A 16,148-nucleotide genomic window follows, 5' to 3' on the forward strand; every position below is an offset into this window, starting at 1 on the left:
CACCCCCAGGGGGGTGTGTGGTCAGCCTAGCGGGTCACGCTAAGCTGGCCGTGCACCCGGGTACCTCTGGGGGCACGCGGGTGTAGCTCAATGGTAGAGCCCTAGTCTTCCAAACTAGCTACGCGGGTTCGATTCCCGTCACCCGCTCCAAAGGGCGCAGCGTCCGCTTCCAGCGATGCTGCGATCACGTCGAGCAGCTTGTCCGTGTCCACCGGCTTGGTGATGTAGTCGTCCGCGCCGCTGGCCAGGGTGCGGGCTCGGTCCTCCTGGGTGGCCTTGGCCGTTACCGCGATCACCGGCAGGTCCGCGTTGGCCGCCTCGGCTCGGATGGCCGCGATCGTCGCGTTGCCGTCCAGTTCGGGCATCATCACGTCCATCAGGACCAGTGCCGTGTCCTCGTTGCGCTCCAAGGCCCGGATTCCGTCCACGCCCGTCTCCGCGTAGACGACCTCCAGACCCGCCTGCTCCAGGACCGCTGCCAGGGCGAACACGTTCCGGAGGTCGTCGTCGACGATGAGGACCTTTTCGCCGTGGAAGCGCTTCGGGGTGACGTCGGGCGCGGCCACCAGGACCGTGCTCGGGACCGGGGGCAGCCTCGGCGACGACAGGGCAGTCACCGCCGGGTCCACCAGGTTGGCCGCCGCCACCGGGAGGTAGAGGGTGAACGTCGAGCCGACGCCCGGTTCGCTCACCACGCGCAGCTCGCCGCCCAGCAGCTCGGTCAGCTGCTGGCTGATGTTCAGGCCCAGGCCAGTGCCGCCGTACTTGCGGCTCGTCGTGCCGTCCGCCTGGCGGAACGCCTCGAAGATCACCGCGAGCTTCTCCTCCGGGATCCCTATCCCGGTGTCCTCGACGGCGAACGCGATGATGCCCGGCGCGTTCCGCAGGGCCTCCTGCTCCACCTCCGCCGGGTCCGCCGCCCGGATGTGGAGGCGGACGCGGCCCTCGTCGGTGAACTTCGCCGCGTTCGACAGCAGGTTCCGCAGGATCTGCTGGAGGCGGTGCTCGTCGGTGTGGACGCTGCCCGGCACCGGCGGGTCGATGTGGACCGCGAACTCCAGGCCCTTGTCCGCCGTCAGCGGCCGGCACAGCGACTCGACGTAGTCCACCAGCTCCGGCAGCGTGATGTCGGTCATCTGCATGTCGAGCCGGCCCGCTTCGACCTTGGCCAGGTCGAGGATGTCGTTGATCAGCTGCTGCAGGTCGGAGCCCGCCGCGTAGATCGTCCTGGCGAACTGGATCTGCTTTTCGGTGAGGTTGCCCTCGGGGTTCTCCGACAGCAGCTTCGCCAGGATCAACGCGCTGTTCAGCGGCGTGCGCAGCTCGTGCGACATGTTCGCCATGAACTCGGTCTTGTACTGGGACGCCACCGTCAGCTGCCCGGCGCGCTCCTCCAGCTCCTGGCGCGCCTGCTCGATCTCGCTGTTCTTGACCTCGATGTCGCGGTTCTGCTGGGCCAGCAGCGCCGCCTTCTCGGCCAGCTCGGTGTTGGACCGCCGCAGCTCGCCCTGCTGGGCCTGCAGCTGCTCCGACCGCGCCCGCAGCTCCTGGGCCAGCCGCTGCGACTCCGTCAGCAGCGCTTCGGTCCGCGAGTTGGACAGGATCGTGTTGACGTTGACGCCGATCGTGTGCCGCAGCTGCTCCAGCAGGTCCTGGTGGACCGTGCTGAACTCGTTGACCGAGGCCAGCTCCAGCACCCCGAGCACCTCGCCTTGGAACAGCACCGGCAGCACGATCAGGTTCACCGGCGCGGCCGAGCCGAGCCCGGACGACACCAGCGCGTACTCCGGCGGCGCGTCCTGGACCAGGATCGTGCGGTGGTCGACGGCGGCCTGCCCGATCAGCGACTCGCCGATCGCGAACCGCAGGCCGGCGCGGGACTGGGCGAGGCCGTACGCGGCGATGCACTCGAGCACCGTTCCGTCGCGGTCGTCGTCGCGGGCCAGGAAGAACGCGCCCTGCTGCGCCCGGACCAGCGGGGCCAGCTCGGACAGGATCAGCGCCGCGACCGAGGCCAGGTCGCGGTGCCCCTGCATCCGGCCCGACAGCTGCGCGAGGTTCGTCTTCAGCCAGTCCTGCTCGCGGTTGGTCCTCGTCGTCTCCTTGAGGTTCGCGATCATCTGGTTGATGTTGTCCTTGAGGTCCGCGACCTCGCCGGACGCGTCGACCGCGATGTGCCGGGTCAGGTCGCCCGCCGTCACCGCCGTCGCGACCTGCGCGATCGCGCGGACCTGCGTGGTCAGGTTCCCGGCCAGCTGGTTCACGCTCTCGGTGAGCCGCTGCCAGGTGCCGGACACGCCGTCGACCTCGGCCTGGCCGCCCAGCTTGCCTTCGGTGCCGACTTCGCGCGCCACGCGCGTGACCTCCGAGGCGAACGCCGAGAGCTGGTCGACCATCGTGTTCATCGTGGTCTTGAGCTCGAGGATCTCGCCGCGGGCGTCGACGTCGATCTTCTTCGTCAGGTCGCCCTTGGCGACCGCGGTGGTCACCTGCGAGATGTTGCGCACCTGGCTGGTCAGGTTGTGCGCCATGAAGTTGACGTTCTCGGTCAGGTCCTTCCACGTCCCGGCGACGCCGGGGACGCGCGCCTGACCGCCGAGGATGCCTTCGGTGCCGACCTCGCGCGAGACGCGCGTGACCTCGTCGGCGAACGCGCGCAGCGTCTCGACCATGCCGTTGAGCGTCTCGGCCAGCGCCGCGACCTCGCCCTGCGCGACGATCGAAATCTTCTTCGACAGGTCGCCGTTGGCCACGCCGGCCGCGACGGTGGCGATGCTGCGCACCTGGTCGGTCAGGTTGGTGGCCATGACGTTGACGTTGTCGGTGAGGTCCTTCCACGTGCCCGCGACGCCGCGGACGGTGGCTTGGCCGCCGAGCTTGCCTTCGGTGCCGACTTCGCGGGCGACGCGGGTGACTTCGTCGGCGAAGGCGGACAGCTGGTCGACCATCGTGTTGAGCGTGGTCTTGAGTTCGAGGATCTCGCCGCGCGCGTCGACCGAGATCTTCTGGGTCAGGTCGCCCTTCGCGACCGCCGACGTCACCGTGGCGATGTTGCGGACCTGGTCGGTCAGGTTGTTCGCCATGAAGTTGACGTTGTCGGTGAGGTCCTTCCAGGTCCCGGCGACGCCGGGCACGGTGGCCTGGCCGCCGAGCTTGCCTTCGGTACCCACCTCGCGCGCCACTCGGGTGACTTCGTCCGCGAACGCGGACAGCTGGTCGACCATCGTGTTGAGCGTGGTCTTCAGTTCGAGGATCTCGCCGCGCGCGTCGACCGCGATCTTCTGCGTCAGGTCGCCGCGCGCGACCGCCGTGGCGACCTGGGCGATGTTGCGGACCTGGGTGGTCAGGTTGTTCGCCATGAAGTTCACGGACCCGGTGAGGTCGCGCCAGGTGCCGGCGACGCCCGGGACCTGCGCCTGCCCGCCCAGCTGACCCTCGGTGCCGACCTCGCGGGCGACGCGGGTGACCTCGTCGGCGAACGCGGACAGCTGGTCGACCATCGTGTTCATCGTGGTCTTGAGCTCGAGGATCTCGCCGCGGGCGTCGACGGTGATCTTCTGGGTCAGGTCGCCCTTCGCCACGGCCGTGGTCACGTGCGAGATGTTGCGGACCTGGTCGGTCAGGTTGTCGGCCATCCCGTTGACCGAGTCCGTGAGGCTGCGCCACGTCCCGGCCGCGCCGGCCACCTCGGCCTGCCCGCCCAGCTTGCCCTCGCTGCCGACCTCGCGCGCCACGCGCGTGACCTCGCCGGCGAAGGCGGAGAGCTGGTCGACCATCGTGTTGAGCGTGTTCTTCAGCTGGAGGATCTCGCCGCGGGCGTCGACGTCGATCTTCTTGGTCAGGTCGCCGTTGGCCACCGCGGTCGCCACCAGCGAGATCGCGCGGACCTGGTCGGTGAGGTTGTCGGCCATCTGGTTGACCGAGTCGGTGAGGTCGCGCCACGTCCCGGCGACGCCGGCGACCTGGGCCTGGCCGCCGAGCTTGCCGTCGGAGCCGACCTCGCGGGAGACGCGGGTGACCTCGTCGGCGAACGACGAGAGCTGGTCGACCATGGTGTTGATGGTGTTCTTGAGCTCGAGGATCTCGCCGCGGGCGTCGACGGTGATCTTCTGGGTCAGGTCGCCGCGCGCGACGGCGGTGGTGACCTGGGCGATGTTGCGGACCTGGTCGGTGAGGTTGTCGGCCATCCCGTTGACCGAGTCGGTCAGGTCGCGCCAGGTGCCGGACACGCCCGGGACGACCGCCTGGCCGCCGAGGCGTCCCTCACCGGCGATCTCGCCGGAGAGCCTCGTCACTTCGGCGGCGAAGCGGGACAGCTGCGCGATGAGGCCGTTGACCGTCTTCGCCAGCGTCGCGTAGGCGCCCTGCAGCGGGCGGCCGTCGAGCGTCATGGTCATCGGCTGGGAGAGGTCGCCCTCGGCGACCGCGCCGAGCACCCGGTCCAGCTCGATCGTCGGCCGTGTGAGGTCCTCGACCAGGCCGTTGACGCTCTCCACGGCGGTGGTCCAGCCGCCCGGGCCGACCTCGGCCTCCACCCGCTCGCTGAGCCTGCCGTCCTGGCCGACGGCCGCGCGCACCCGCAGCAGTTCGCTGACCAGCCGCTGGTTGCGCTCGGCGATGTCGTTGAACGCGACCGCGAGCTGGGCCGAGATGCCGTCGCCGTGCGGGACGAGCCGCCGGCGGAAGTTGCCGTCCCCGAGATCCCGCACCGCCACGAGCAGCCGCTCCAGCGCCGCCGCCTCGCTCTGGGATTCCGTTGTCATGTGTGCCGACCCTCTCCACCACGCATGCGCCAGCCATGGTCCTCGACCCAGCGTGTCATGATTCGCCCTACACTTCGAGCCAGTCCGCCCGCTCACGCGGTAGCCGTGCGATAGCAGTCCGGAGGCAGGAGGTCCGTGCATGGTGTCACGTCCGGCTCCGGCCTCGGCGGCCCTGCCGCCGTTGACCGGTGAGGACGCACCGCCGGGTTTCGACGCCTTCGGGCGGGCCGTCCTCGAAGACGTCCGCGACGCGGTGTTCCTCCAGGACACCGACGGGGTGCTGCGCTGGGCGAACCCGGCCGCGCGGACGCTGACCGGCGGCGGCGAGCCGCGGCTGCACCCGATCGCCGAGACCTCCGGACACGTCGAAGTCGCGGGAAATCGTCGTCCCGCCCGGGTCCGGGCCCTCCCCGGCGGCTGGCACGCCTGGACCGTCCCCGCGGAGGACGTCCCGCAGCGGCACGTGGGCGATTTCCTCGCCGAGGCCGGCCCCCGGCTGGCCGCCGCGCGTGGGCGGCACGGCACCGCGCGGGTGATCGCCGAACTGGCTTCCTCGGCGCTGGCCGAGACCGTCTTCGTGCTGCTTCCGACCACCCGCGGCCGGTGGGAGTGGTGGAGCTGCGAGCGCCCGTCGGCGCACGGCCACGGCCGGATCCGCCGGGTCCCGGCGCAGGTCGCGCCGGTGCTGGCGGCGACGTTCGCGGCCACCGGCAAGCCCCGGTCGGCCCCGGTGCCCGCGCCCGAGGTGGCCACCCTGCCCCCGGTCGTCGCCGACCGGTTCGCCGGCCACGCCGAGGTGGCGGTGGTGTCGCTGGGCCCGAACAGCGGCTCCGGCGTCACCGGCGCGCTGCTGCTGGGCCGCAAGGCGGACCCGGAGTTCGGCGCCGAGCAGGGCCGCGCGGTCGCCGAGTTCGCCAAGGCGGCCGGGACGGCGCTGGCCAACGCGCAGCGCTACGCCCGCCAGGAGGAGGCCACGCGCGGCCTGGAGACGACGCTGCGTCCGGTCGACCCGCCCGAGCTCGACGGCGCCCGCTTCGAGACCTGGTACGAGCCGGCCGCCGGGGTGCTCGCGGTCGGCGGCGACTTCTACGACGTCCTCCCGCACGACGACGGCAGCGCGTTCCTGGTGCTCGGGGACATCTGCGGCAAGGGCGCGGAGGCCGCGGCGCTGACCGGCCGGGTCCGCCACGCGCTGACCGCGCTCGCCATGGTCGAGCGCGACGGCCGGACGCTGCTGCGGCTGCTCAACGAACTGCTCATCGCCGGCGGCAGCAGCCGGTTCGCCACGCTCGTGCTCGGCACGGCCCGGCCGTCGGACGGCGGCGTCGGCCTGACGCTGGCCTCCGGCGGGCACCCGGCGCCGCTGATCGTCCGCCGGGGCGGCGTGGTCGAGGAGGTCACCGTCCCCGGGACCCTGGTCGGGATCTCGCCGCAGGCCCGGTTCGCCGAGGCGGAGGTGCGGCTGGAGCGCGGCGACGTCTGCCTGCTCTACACCGACGGCATCACCGAGGCCCGCAACCGGCACGACCAGACGGAGCTGTTCGGCGACGACCGGCTGCGCGCGGTGCTGGCGACCGCGGCCGGCCAGCCGGCCCGCGAGGTCGTGCGGCGGCTGCGCCAGGCCGTGCGCGACTGGCTCGGCAGCTCGGGCCACGACGACATCGCCGTGCTGGCCATCGAATGCTCGGACTGATCGACGGTCCTCGTCGGGGTTCCGGGTGGCGAAGCCCCGGCCTGACACAGTCCTTTGTGGACCGCGTTTGACCGCCTCCGGAGGGGGTAATTCCTTCGTGCATTGATCTCGACGAAGGAGTCTCATGGCGAACGCACTGCAAGGCCGCCGCGTCGCGATCCTGGCCGCGGACGGCGTCGAACAGGTCGAGCTGGAGAAGCCGCGCCAGGCCGTCCTCGACGAGGGCGCCACGGTGGAGCTGGTGTCCCTGGACACCGGCGAGATCCAGGCGATGAACGGCGACATCGACAAGGGCGACCGGTTCACGGTCGACCGGAAGGTGGCCGACGTCGGCGTCGGCGACTTCGACGCGCTGCTGCTGCCGGGCGGCACGATGAACCCCGACAACCTGCGGACGAACGGCGAAGCGGTCGGGTTCGTCGGCGACTTCGTGCGCGCGGGCAAGCCGGTCGGGGTGATCTGCCACGGTCCGTGGACGCTCGTCGAAGCGGACGTCGTGCGTGGCCGCACGCTGACTTCGTACCCCAGCATCCGGACCGACCTGCGTAACGCCGGTGCCACCGTCGTCGACGAAGAGGTAGTGGTGGACAACGGCCTGGTGTCGAGCCGCAACCCCGACGACCTGCCGGCGTTCTGCCGCGCGGTCGTGCGCGAGTTCGCCGTCTGACGTCCTTTGTGGACGTTCACTCGGTCGTGTCCTTAAGTCCGGCTTAAATCTGTTGGCTTTCGGCGCCCCGGCGGAGGACGCTGGGGGTGTGACCAGGATCGCCCGTGGAGAGGAGGTGGACACCATGACAGTGCAGGCCCGCCGCTACGGCCGCTGGTGCCGGGAGCACTTCGATGTGGTCGCCGCCCAGGGCGTCCCCGCTCCCCGGCCGGCCGACACCGCCGAGGTCCCGGCGCCGCCGGAACCGGAGCCCGTCAAACCGGTCGCCGAACAGCCGCAGAGCTGACCCAGCGCACGAAGAAGCCGCCCCGGTCGTGACCGGGGCGGCTTCTCGCACGTCAGCCGTAGTAGCTGCGGCGGCGGTACCAGACCCGCTTCGGGCCCGGCACGCCGATGCGCGTGATGACGTCGGTCAGGATCGCGCCGATGACCAGCCAGATCACCGCCGCGAGACCGTCGTTCAGGAACGTCGCGAACTTGGCCGAATCCGGCGTGAACAGGTTGCGCAAGCCTAGGGAGACACCCGACGACCACTCGTTGATCATGTGCGCGAAGCCGTTCGCCATGTTCGCTTCGCCCAGGACCAGCACGATGTGGATGGCGAGCACCAGTGCGAACACCGCGCACACGAGGTGGATGAGGGCGTTGACCGTGCGCACGATCCGGATGCGCGGGTGGGTGCGCTCCACGATTTCTTCGGCCGGAGCCGGTTCGTACGGCGATTCGTTCGGCTCGGGGGGCGGGGGATACGGCATCGACGTCGCCGTCCTTTCGACTGTCCGATGTGGACGTATCTGGGCGAGCGGGACCAACACTGGGGAATACCCGCACCCCGGGTGGGTGAACCGCGGGTTCCCCAAAGTTCCCTGAGAGTGGAGATGGTAGGGTAGTTTGCGGAACATAGGGAGGGTCATGGCGCAGGAGGTCTTCTCCGTCGAGCAGGTCGCCGCGAAGCTCGGGCTGCACGTCCGGACGGTCCGCAACTACGTGCGGGACGGGCGGCTCAAGGCGGTCCGGATCGGCAAGCAGTACCGGATCGCCGCCGACGACCTCGAGGCGTTCACCGGGCTGCCGGTGGCCGAACCGCGGTCGGACCGGCCCGTGGCCGAACTTTCGAGCGTCGCCGAGGTCAGCGGCGTCGACCGGGCGACGGCCGACCGGATCGCCACCGTCGTCGTCGCGTCGGTGAACGGACCGCGGGACGGGGGTGAACGACCCCTGCGCGTCGAGACCATCTACGACAAGGAGCGCGCCACCATGAAGATCATCGTGCTCGGCGACCTCGCCGCCGGTGCGGACCTGCTGCGCTTCGTCGCGTCGTTCACCGAGGGCCTGACGTGACCACCGTCTACCGCTCGGCCGAAGGCGCCGAGGCGGTCCGGCGGCGCTACGACGCCCTTCTCGGCCAGTGGCCGGTGCCGCACGAGACGCGCACCCTGAAGACCCGCCTCGGGGACACCTTCGCCGTGGTCTCCGGCCCGGTGGGCGCGTCGCCGGTCGTCGCGCTGCAGGGCTCCGGCGGCACCGCCGCGCACTGGCTGCCCGACATCGCGACACTCGCGGAGCACCTGCGCGTGCACGCCGTCGACGCTCCCGGGGAGCCGGGCCGGACGGTCGAAGCGCGGCCGCCGCTCGGGTCGCCGGCCTGCGCCGAGTGGCTCGACGACGTCCTCGACGCGCTCGAACTGCCGCGGGCGGCCTTCCTCGGCACGTCGCTGGGCGGCTGGTGGGCGCTCGACCACGCGCTTCGCCGGCCGGAGCGCGTCACGGCGCTGGTGCTGGTCAACCCGTCCGGGATCGGCCGCCGCCGGGTCGCGCCCCTGCTGAAGTTCGCCGCGTACAGCCGGTTCGGCGCGTGGGGCCGCCGGCGGTCGCTGGCCATGGTGGCGAAGGGCAGCCCCGCCGATCCGGGGCGGCGCGCGGTCGGCGAGTTCACCCTGGCGACGTTCGAGCACTTCAAGCCGCGGCTGGAGCCGATCCCGGTCTTCGCGGTCGAGCGGCTACGCGCGCTGGCGATGCCGGTGCAGGCCCACTTCGGTGCGCACGACGTCCTGCTCGACCAGCGTGACGCCGCCGCGAAGCTGCGACGGGCCCGCCCGGACGCCGACGTCCGGCTGGCCGAAGACGCCGGGCACTTCCTGCCCGGCTGGGCGGAATCCACCGCGGAGTTCCTGAAGGGAGAAGGATCGTGATCGACCAGCGCCACGGCACCGGGGTGTGGTTCGTGCCGTCCGAGGGGCCGGAGCTGTCCACCGAGCAGGACGCCGTCGACCTCGTCGGCGCCACCTACGGCCACGCGGCCGACGTCCTCGTCGTGCCGGTCGAGCGGTTCCCGGCGCGGTTCTTCGACATGCACGCCAAGCTCATCGGGCACTTCTTCTCGAAGATCGTCCAGTACGGCTTCCGGCTGGTGCTGCTCGGCGACGTCCGCGCGCACGTCGAGGCGAGCACCGCCTTCCGGGACGTCGTGCGGGAGTCGAACCGCGGCCGGAGCGTCTGGTTCGTGGCCGACCTGGCGGAGCTCGACGCCCGGCTGGCCGCCGCGCGGTGAAAACCTCGCGCGGGAAGGGCAACCCCGTCCCGCGCGGCACGTCCAGGTGATCATGAGAATCCCGGCGCTGCTCGCGTCCGTCCTCACCCTCCTGGCCGTGTCCGCTTCGCCCGCGACCGCGGAAACCGTTGTCCCGAGGGGGTTCCGGCCCGCTTCGACGAGCTGGACCGGCCCGGACACCGGCTACGTCCTCGGATATTCGCCGTGCGGGAAGTCGTGGTGCCCGGCACTGCTGGGCACCACGGACGGCGGAGCGCACTGGCGCCGGCTCGGCGCGCCGCCGACGGCGTTGCCGGACAACCACAACCACGTCGCGCTGACGTTCACCGGCGACCGCGTCGCGTACGTCAGCGACGGCGTCCACGTGCGCACGACGCGCGACGGCGGCAAGAGCTGGCACCCGGTCGGCCTGGCCGGCGCGCGGGAGCCCTACTACCTCTCGAAGATCACCGAAACCGCCGGCCGGGTCTTCGCCGTCCTCACCACCTTCGGCGACGGCCACGGCTCGACGCGCTTGTACTCCGGCGTCGCCGGCTCGCCGGTGCTGGTCCCGGTGCCCGGTTTCGCGGCCGCCGGCGGGATCACCTACGGCGACCTGGCCGTCGGCGGCGGCCTGCAGGTCGCACTCGGCGCGGATTACGGCACCGAGAAGTACTGGACCTCGCGCGACGGCGTCCGCTTCACCCCCGCCGAGCCGCCGTGCCCGGCCGGGTCGGTCGCCTCGCTCGCCGGGGTGCGGGACCGGCAGGTCGTGGCGTTGTGCAGCAGCAGCCCCGGCTCGCCGCAGCCCGGGTCGACCGAGCGGCAGCTGCGGCACGCGGCGAAGCTCGGCGGGACGTTCAGCGGGGGTGACGCGGCGCCGTTCGCCGGGATCACGCAGGGCTTCGGCGCGGCGTCGCCGTCGTCCGCGACGGTCGCGGCCGAGGGCGGCGGGACCGGGTTCCTGCACAGCACCGCCGACGGCGGCCGCACCTGGACGACGACGGTGCTCGCCGACCGCGGGCTCAGCCTGACCGATTTGGACTTCCCCGGTGGCGGTACCGGCGTGGTCGTCGACGGCCAGCCGGACGCCGACGGCGGATCCGCGCTGTACCGGACCACGGACGGCGGACACAACTGGCGCGAACAGCCGATCGGGTAGTTGTCCCTGGCAGGCAAGGCCCTTCGGCCCGGTTCACTTGGTGAACGGCATGTCGTAGTCTGAGCACTGTCCGTTGCCGGACACAGGTGGCCGGACCCGGGCAGGGGCCGGCTCCACAGACGAGGGAGAACAGTCGATGACGCCTGGCGACCTGCGGTCCGGAACCGAGGGCGGTTCGGCGTCCCTCGATTTCTCCAAGGCGAGCCTGGCCCGGCTGTCCGACGCGCTGCTGGGCGGTCACGACCACTACGAGGTCGACCGCGAAGCGATGCGGCGGCTGCTGGCGATCGCACCCGGCGCGCGCACGATGGCGAAGGAGCACCGCGACTGGCTGGTGCGCGCGGTCCGGTTCCTCGCCGGGAAGCGCGGCATCGACCAGTTCCTGGACCTGGGCTCGGGCATGCCGACGGCGGAGAACACCCACCAGGTGGCCCAGCGGTACAACCCGGACGCGCAGGTCGTGTACGTAGACAACGACCCGGTCGTGCAGGTGCACGGCCGGGCGTTGCTCGAAGAGAACTACCTGACCCACGTCACGGGCGCCGACCTGACCCGGCCGGCCGAGACGCTGGCCGACGAGGTCGTCAAGGAGTACCTCGACTTCACGCGGCCGGTCGCGCTGATCCTGACGTCGATCATCCACCACATCGACGACTTCGAGCGGGCGAAGTCGATCGTCGCCGAGTACGTCGCGGCGCTCGCGCCCGGTTCGTTTCTCCTGCTCACGCACAACTTCGACCCGGAAGAGGACTCGCCCCGCCAGGAGCTGGCGCGGCTGCTGGAGACGAGCTTCCAGGGCACCGGGCTGGGGAGCGTGTTCCGCACCCGGGAGCAGATCACGGAGTTCTTCGACGGCACGGACCTGCTCCGGCCGGGGCTGGTCTACCTGCACGAGTGGTGGCCGGACGGCCCCCGGATCCACCCGTTGAGCGAGCTGAACTTCCTCACGCTGGGCGGAGTCGCCCGCAAGCAGTGACGCCCGGGTCGTGAGTGGGAAACCGGGTTAGAACCCTGTTTCCCACTCACGACGGGGTCAGCCGGCGTTGAAGGTGTCCGGGTCCGGGCCGGTGCGCTCGCCGCGGTCCAGCGGCGCCAGCGAATCCATCTCCTCCTCCGTGAGGGTGAACCCGAACAGGTCGAAGTTCTCTTCGATCCGCGACGGCGTCACGGACTTCGGGATCACCACGTTGCCCAGCTGCAGGTGCCAGCGGAGCACGATCTGCGCCGGCGTGCGGCCGTGCTTCACCGCCAGCTCCGCGATGATCGGCTCGCCCAGCAGCGAGCCGCCCTTGGCCAGCGGGCTCCATGCCTCGGTCGCGATCCCGTGCTTGGCGTCGAACTCGCGGACCTCCCGCTGCTGCAGGTAGGGGTGGAGCTCGACCTGGTTGACGGCCGGGGCGACGTCGCCGGCGTCGAGCAGCCGCGTGAGGTGCGCGGGCTGGAAGTTGGAGACGCCGATCGCGCGGACGCGGCCGTCGGCGTACAGCTTTTCGAACGCCCGCCAGGTGTCGAGGTACTTGTCGCGCGCGGGCAGCGGCCAGTGGATCAGGTACAGGTCCAGCTGCTCCAGGCCCAGCCGCTTCATGCTTTCGTCGAACGCGCGCAGCGTCTCGTCGTAGCCTTGGTCGCTGTTGAACAGCTTGGTGGTGACGAACAGCTCGTCGCGGGGCACGGCCGACTCGGCCAGCGCACGGCCGACCGCGGCCTCGTTGCCGTAGATGGACGCGGTGTCGATGCTGCGGTAACCGGCGTCGAGCGCGGCTTGCACGGCCGCGACGGTCTCGTCGTCCGGGATCTGGAAGACACCGAAGCCGAGCTGGGGCATCCGGACGCCGTTGTTGAGTTCGATCACGGGCACGCTGGTCACGTGATTTCCTTTCCGGTTCATGGGCTAGCGGGTGAGTACCCGTTCCCCTGAGGTGAAACTAGTGGAGGTCCGGCGGTCGAGCAGCCCCGAAACGAGTGCTACCGCGAGGCCGGCCGCGGCGAGCGCGGCGCCGATCCAGTTGGGGGCGGTGTAGCCGAGGCCGGCTTCGATGGCCTGGCCGCCGAGCCACGCGCCGCCGGCGTTGCCGAGGTTGAACGCGGCGATGTTCGCCGCCGACGCCAGCGCCGGGGCGCCCTCGGCCTTGGCCATCACGCGGGCCTGCAGCGGCGGGACCGTCGCGAAGCCGGCCGCGCCGAACAGCGCGATCGTGATCGCGGCCGGCACCTGGGCGTGCGCGGTGAAGACGAAGGCGACGAGCACGATCGCCAGCGCGGCGAGGATGACGTACAGGCTGGGCATCAGCTTGCGGTCCGCCGCCCGGCCACCGAGCAGGTTGCCGGCGAACAGCCCGGCGCCGAAGAGCACGAGCAGCCAGGTGACGGCGCCGCTGGAGAAACCGGCGACCTCGGTCATCATCGGCGCGATGTAGGTGAAGGACGCGAACACCCCGGCGAAGCCGAGCGCCGTCATGGCCAGCGCCAGCCAGACCTGCGGGCGGCGGAACACGGCCAGTTCGCCGCGCAGGCCCACGTTGTCGCTCTTCGGCTGGTGCGGCACGAGCGCGAGGATGCCGATCGCGCCGACGACACCGAGGACGCTGACCACCCAGAACGTCGAGCGCCAGCCGAAGGCCTGGCCGAGCGCGGTGCCGGCGGGCACGCCGAGCACGTTCGCCACGGTCAGCCCGGTGAACATCAGCGCGATCGCACTGGCCTGCTTGGCCGGGGCGACCAGCGACGCGGCGACGACCGAGCCCACGCCGAAGAACGCGCCGTGCGAGAGGGCCGCGACGACCCGGCCGGTCATCAGCAGGCCGTAGCTCGGCGCCAGGGCCGAGAGCACGTTGCCCGCGATGAACAGGCCCATCAGGGCGACCAGCACGGTCTTGCGCGGCACCCGCGAGGCGAGGGCGGTGAGGACGGGGGCACCGACGACGACGCCGAGCGCGTAGCCGGAGATGAGCAGGCCTGCGGAAGGGATCGAGACGCCGAAGTCGGTCGCGACCTCGGGCAGCAGGCCCATGATCACGAACTCGGTGGTGCCGATCCCGAAAGCGCTGATCGCGAGGGCGAGCAGAGCGGCGGGCATGGACTTCCTTCTTCCGGAGTAGAGTTGGGAGCGTGAGCAACTACGAGCGTCCGAGATAGTTGCACACGCCGTATATTGCACAGGCTTGATAGTGCCGCGCGCAAACGTATGCGGCAAGTCCGGGAGAGGTGAACCGTGTCACTGGACGACGACGCCGTCGAAGCCCGCGCGCAGGGCTGGCGCACACTGGCCGCGCTGCACGCGCGGATCGAAGACCGGCTGCAGCGCGCACTCGAGCGCGACCACGAGCTGTCGGTGAGCGAGTACAGCGTGCTCGACGCGCTGGGCCGCCAGGACGGCTTCCACCTGCGGATGAACCAGCTGGCCAACGCGGTGGTGCTCAGCCAGTCGGCGACGACCCGGCTGGTCACGCGGCTGGAGGGCCGCGGGCTGCTGGCGCGCTACCTCTGCGCCGACGACCGTCGGGGCATCTACACGGAGGTGACGCCGGCGGGCCGGGCCCTGCTGACGGCGGCACGCCCGACCCACGACACGGCGCTGGCGGAAGCTCTCGCCGAAGCCGAGACCCTGCCGGAACTCGCACCGCTGGTCGCCGCGCTCGGCACGCTCACCTTCACCCGCTGACTCCGCTTGCGGAAAGTTTCGATGCCCCATCGGCACTTTCGCGTCGCCCGAAGCGAAACACGGTCCGTCCCGGTCAGCGGTACCCGACGGAAGGCGGTCCCGTTCGGCCGGGGGATTGGGGCGGCCGCGCACCCTAACCCGTGCTCCATCCGTGGGACCCTTTTGCTGCCTGCGTTCGATAGTTTCGCTGGTCAGACCGATTTCTGTGGCTTTTGTCCACGAAAGACCCCGGGTGCCGTCGTTGACCCGATCGTTTCGCCGCACCTAATTTGTTGAACCACCAGACGAACCGGGGTGGTGTCGGCGTGGACTCCTCCTTCTCGCTCAAGCCGGTGCGCCCGGCCGACCAGGCCGCCGTCCGCCGGAGCAACCTCGCGCTGGTGCTGCGGCACCTGCGGGACGCGGGACCCCGCTCGCGAGCGGCGATCGCCGCGGACACCGGGCTGAACAAGGGAACCGTCTCGAGTCTCGTCGCCGAGCTCGTCGAGCGCGGGCTGGCTCGCGAAGGCGAGCGGGAACGCGCCGGCGCGGTCGGGCGGCCGGGCACGATCGTCGAGCTGGACGGCCGTGGCGTCGGCGGCATCGGCGTCGAGATCAACGTCGACTACCTGACCGCGCTCGCCCTCGACCTCACCGGCACCGTGCTCTTCGAACAACGCGTGGCGCTCGACGTGCAAGCCCTCCCCGTGGCGAAGGTGCTCGACGCGGGCGCCGAGCTCACCGCGCGGGCGCTGCGGGAATGCCGGCGGCTCGGGGTCACGCCGGCCGGGGTCACCGTCGGCATCCCGGCGCTCGTCGACGTCACGAGCGGCACCGTCGCCTTCGCGCCGAACCTGCACTGGACCGACGTCCCGGTGGTCCGCGGGATCACCGACCGGCTGACGCGGCGGCTCGGGCCGCCGTCGTTCCCGATCCGCACGGCCAACGACGCGAACCTCGGCGCGCTCGGCGAGTACGCCATGGGCAGCATGGCCGGGACCGCCGACCTGGTGTACCTGACCGGCGAGATCGGCGTCGGCGGCGGCGTGATCTCCGGCGGCCGGCTGCTCGGCGGCGCGGAGGGGTTCTCCGGCGAGGTCGGGCACATCCAGGTCGACCCGGCGGGCCGCGTCTGCGGGTGCGGGCGCCGCGGCTGCTGGGAGACCCTCGTCGGGCTGGCCGGGATGCTGCGGCTCGCCGCGTCGCCGAGCGACCCGGTGCACGACCCGTCGCTCGACCTCGAACAGCGGCTCGACATGATCCGCCGCCGCGCCGAGCTCAAGGACAAGCGGACGCTCGACGCGCTCGCGCAGGTCGGCACCGGCCTGGGCGTCGGCGCGGCCGTGCTGGTCAACGTCTTCAACCCGCGCGTGGTGCTGCTCGGCGGGTACTTCGCCCAGCTGGGCCCGTACCTGCTCGGCCCGATGCTGGCCGAGCTGGAGGCCCGGGTGATCGCCCCGGGTACCGGGGGCTGCCGCGTCGAGCTGTCCTGGCTCGGGTTCTCCGCGGCTTCGCGCGGCGGCGCGCACGTCGCGCTGCAAGCGGTGTTCGACGATCCGGCGCTCGTGCCGGTGCGGCCGGAAAGGGACAGCGGATGACGTTCGCGGAGGTGGCCGGTACCGGCCAGGGGCTTATCGGAGCCTGCCGGAATCCGCAAGATGGGACGTGCTGTGGCCGGGCCCACCGGGCAGAC

At 71.4% G+C, this 16,148-nt stretch carries 14 protein-coding genes and 1 tRNA gene; 11 read left to right on the top strand and 4 right to left on the bottom strand.

Features of this window, described 5'->3' with window-relative positions:
• Nucleotides 1-76 precede the first annotated feature (76 nt).
• Nucleotides 77-150: transfer RNA gene (locus tag AA23TX_RS26745), tRNA-Gly, on the top strand.
• On the opposite strand, the gene AA23TX_RS26750 is transcribed toward AA23TX_RS26745, so the two are convergent.
• Nucleotides 102-4,763 (bottom strand): HAMP domain-containing protein, encoded by a 4,662-nt coding sequence (locus AA23TX_RS26750; protein WP_155547325.1) that lies wholly within the window; start codon nt 4,761-4,763, stop codon nt 102-104. The genes AA23TX_RS26745 and AA23TX_RS26750 overlap by 49 nt on opposite strands.
• Before the next feature lie 139 nt (nt 4,764-4,902).
• Between AA23TX_RS26750 and AA23TX_RS26755 the strand changes: the two genes are divergently transcribed.
• The 3 genes from AA23TX_RS26755 to AA23TX_RS26765 all read left to right on the top strand — a co-directional run bounded on the left by AA23TX_RS26755 (nt 4,903) and on the right by AA23TX_RS26765 (nt 7,409).
• Nucleotides 4,903-6,456 carry a SpoIIE family protein phosphatase gene (locus tag AA23TX_RS26755; RefSeq protein WP_155545575.1) on the top strand — a complete coding sequence of 518 codons (1,554 nt, stop codon included), beginning with the start codon at nt 4,903-4,905 and terminating at the stop codon, nt 6,454-6,456.
• A gap of 124 nt (nt 6,457-6,580) precedes the next feature.
• A complete protein-coding gene (locus AA23TX_RS26760; protein ID WP_155545576.1) occupies nt 6,581-7,123 on the top strand; it encodes a type 1 glutamine amidotransferase domain-containing protein in 543 nt (180 codons plus the stop codon).
• 124 nt (nt 7,124-7,247) lie between these two features.
• A complete protein-coding gene (locus tag AA23TX_RS26765) occupies nt 7,248-7,409 on the top strand; it encodes a hypothetical protein (protein WP_155545577.1) in 162 nt (53 codons plus the stop codon).
• Nucleotides 7,410-7,461: 52 nt separating this feature from the next.
• On the opposite strand, the gene AA23TX_RS26770 is transcribed toward AA23TX_RS26765, so the two are convergent.
• Nucleotides 7,462-7,878, bottom strand: a complete 417-nt coding sequence (locus AA23TX_RS26770; RefSeq protein ID WP_155545578.1) for a hypothetical protein — start codon at nt 7,876-7,878, stop codon at nt 7,462-7,464.
• 157 nt (nt 7,879-8,035) lie between these two features.
• Between AA23TX_RS26770 and AA23TX_RS26775 the strand changes: the two genes are divergently transcribed.
• The 5 genes from AA23TX_RS26775 to AA23TX_RS26795 all read left to right on the top strand — a co-directional run bounded on the left by AA23TX_RS26775 (nt 8,036) and on the right by AA23TX_RS26795 (nt 11,791).
• Entirely contained in the window at nt 8,036-8,464 is a 429-nt protein-coding gene (locus tag AA23TX_RS26775; protein WP_155545579.1) for a helix-turn-helix domain-containing protein, read from the top strand.
• The gene (locus tag AA23TX_RS26780; protein ID WP_155545580.1) at nt 8,461-9,315 is read left to right on the top strand and encodes an alpha/beta fold hydrolase; all 855 of its coding nucleotides are present in this window, start codon (nt 8,461-8,463) and stop codon (nt 9,313-9,315) included. The genes AA23TX_RS26775 and AA23TX_RS26780 overlap by 4 nt, the downstream gene beginning before the upstream one ends.
• On the top strand, nt 9,312-9,674 hold the full coding sequence (locus tag AA23TX_RS26785; RefSeq protein WP_155545581.1) for a DUF4180 domain-containing protein: 363 nt from the start codon (nt 9,312-9,314) through the stop codon (nt 9,672-9,674). Before AA23TX_RS26780 ends, AA23TX_RS26785 begins: the two co-directional genes overlap by 4 nt.
• 46 nt (nt 9,675-9,720) lie before the next feature.
• The gene (locus tag AA23TX_RS26790; protein ID WP_155545582.1) at nt 9,721-10,815 is read left to right on the top strand and encodes a beta propeller repeat protein; all 1,095 of its coding nucleotides are present in this window, start codon (nt 9,721-9,723) and stop codon (nt 10,813-10,815) included.
• A 136-nt stretch (nt 10,816-10,951) separates the two neighbouring features.
• Complete coding sequence (locus tag AA23TX_RS26795; protein ID WP_155545583.1) at nt 10,952-11,791, top strand: SAM-dependent methyltransferase; 840 nt, start codon at nt 10,952-10,954, stop codon at nt 11,789-11,791.
• A gap of 57 nt (nt 11,792-11,848) precedes the next feature.
• Here the strand turns inward: AA23TX_RS26795 and AA23TX_RS26800 are convergent, their stop codons facing one another.
• Entirely contained in the window at nt 11,849-12,682 is an 834-nt protein-coding gene (locus AA23TX_RS26800) for an aldo/keto reductase (protein WP_155545584.1), read from the bottom strand.
• A gap of 24 nt (nt 12,683-12,706) precedes the next feature.
• Entirely contained in the window at nt 12,707-13,891 is a 1,185-nt protein-coding gene (locus tag AA23TX_RS26805; RefSeq protein WP_155545585.1) for an MFS transporter, read from the bottom strand.
• A gap of 135 nt (nt 13,892-14,026) precedes the next feature.
• Between AA23TX_RS26805 and AA23TX_RS26810 the strand changes: the two genes are divergently transcribed.
• Both AA23TX_RS26810 and AA23TX_RS26815 read left to right on the top strand, forming a co-directional pair.
• A complete protein-coding gene (locus AA23TX_RS26810) occupies nt 14,027-14,476 on the top strand; it encodes a MarR family winged helix-turn-helix transcriptional regulator (protein ID WP_155545586.1) in 450 nt (149 codons plus the stop codon).
• 305 nt (nt 14,477-14,781) lie between these two features.
• Nucleotides 14,782-16,053 carry an ROK family transcriptional regulator gene (locus tag AA23TX_RS26815; RefSeq protein ID WP_230862719.1) on the top strand — a complete coding sequence of 424 codons (1,272 nt, stop codon included), beginning with the start codon at nt 14,782-14,784 and terminating at the stop codon, nt 16,051-16,053.
• Nucleotides 16,054-16,148: the final 95 nt, after the last annotated feature.

It is taken from the genome of Amycolatopsis camponoti (assembly GCF_902497555.1).
Classification (GTDB): domain Bacteria; phylum Actinomycetota; class Actinomycetes; order Mycobacteriales; family Pseudonocardiaceae; genus Amycolatopsis; species Amycolatopsis camponoti.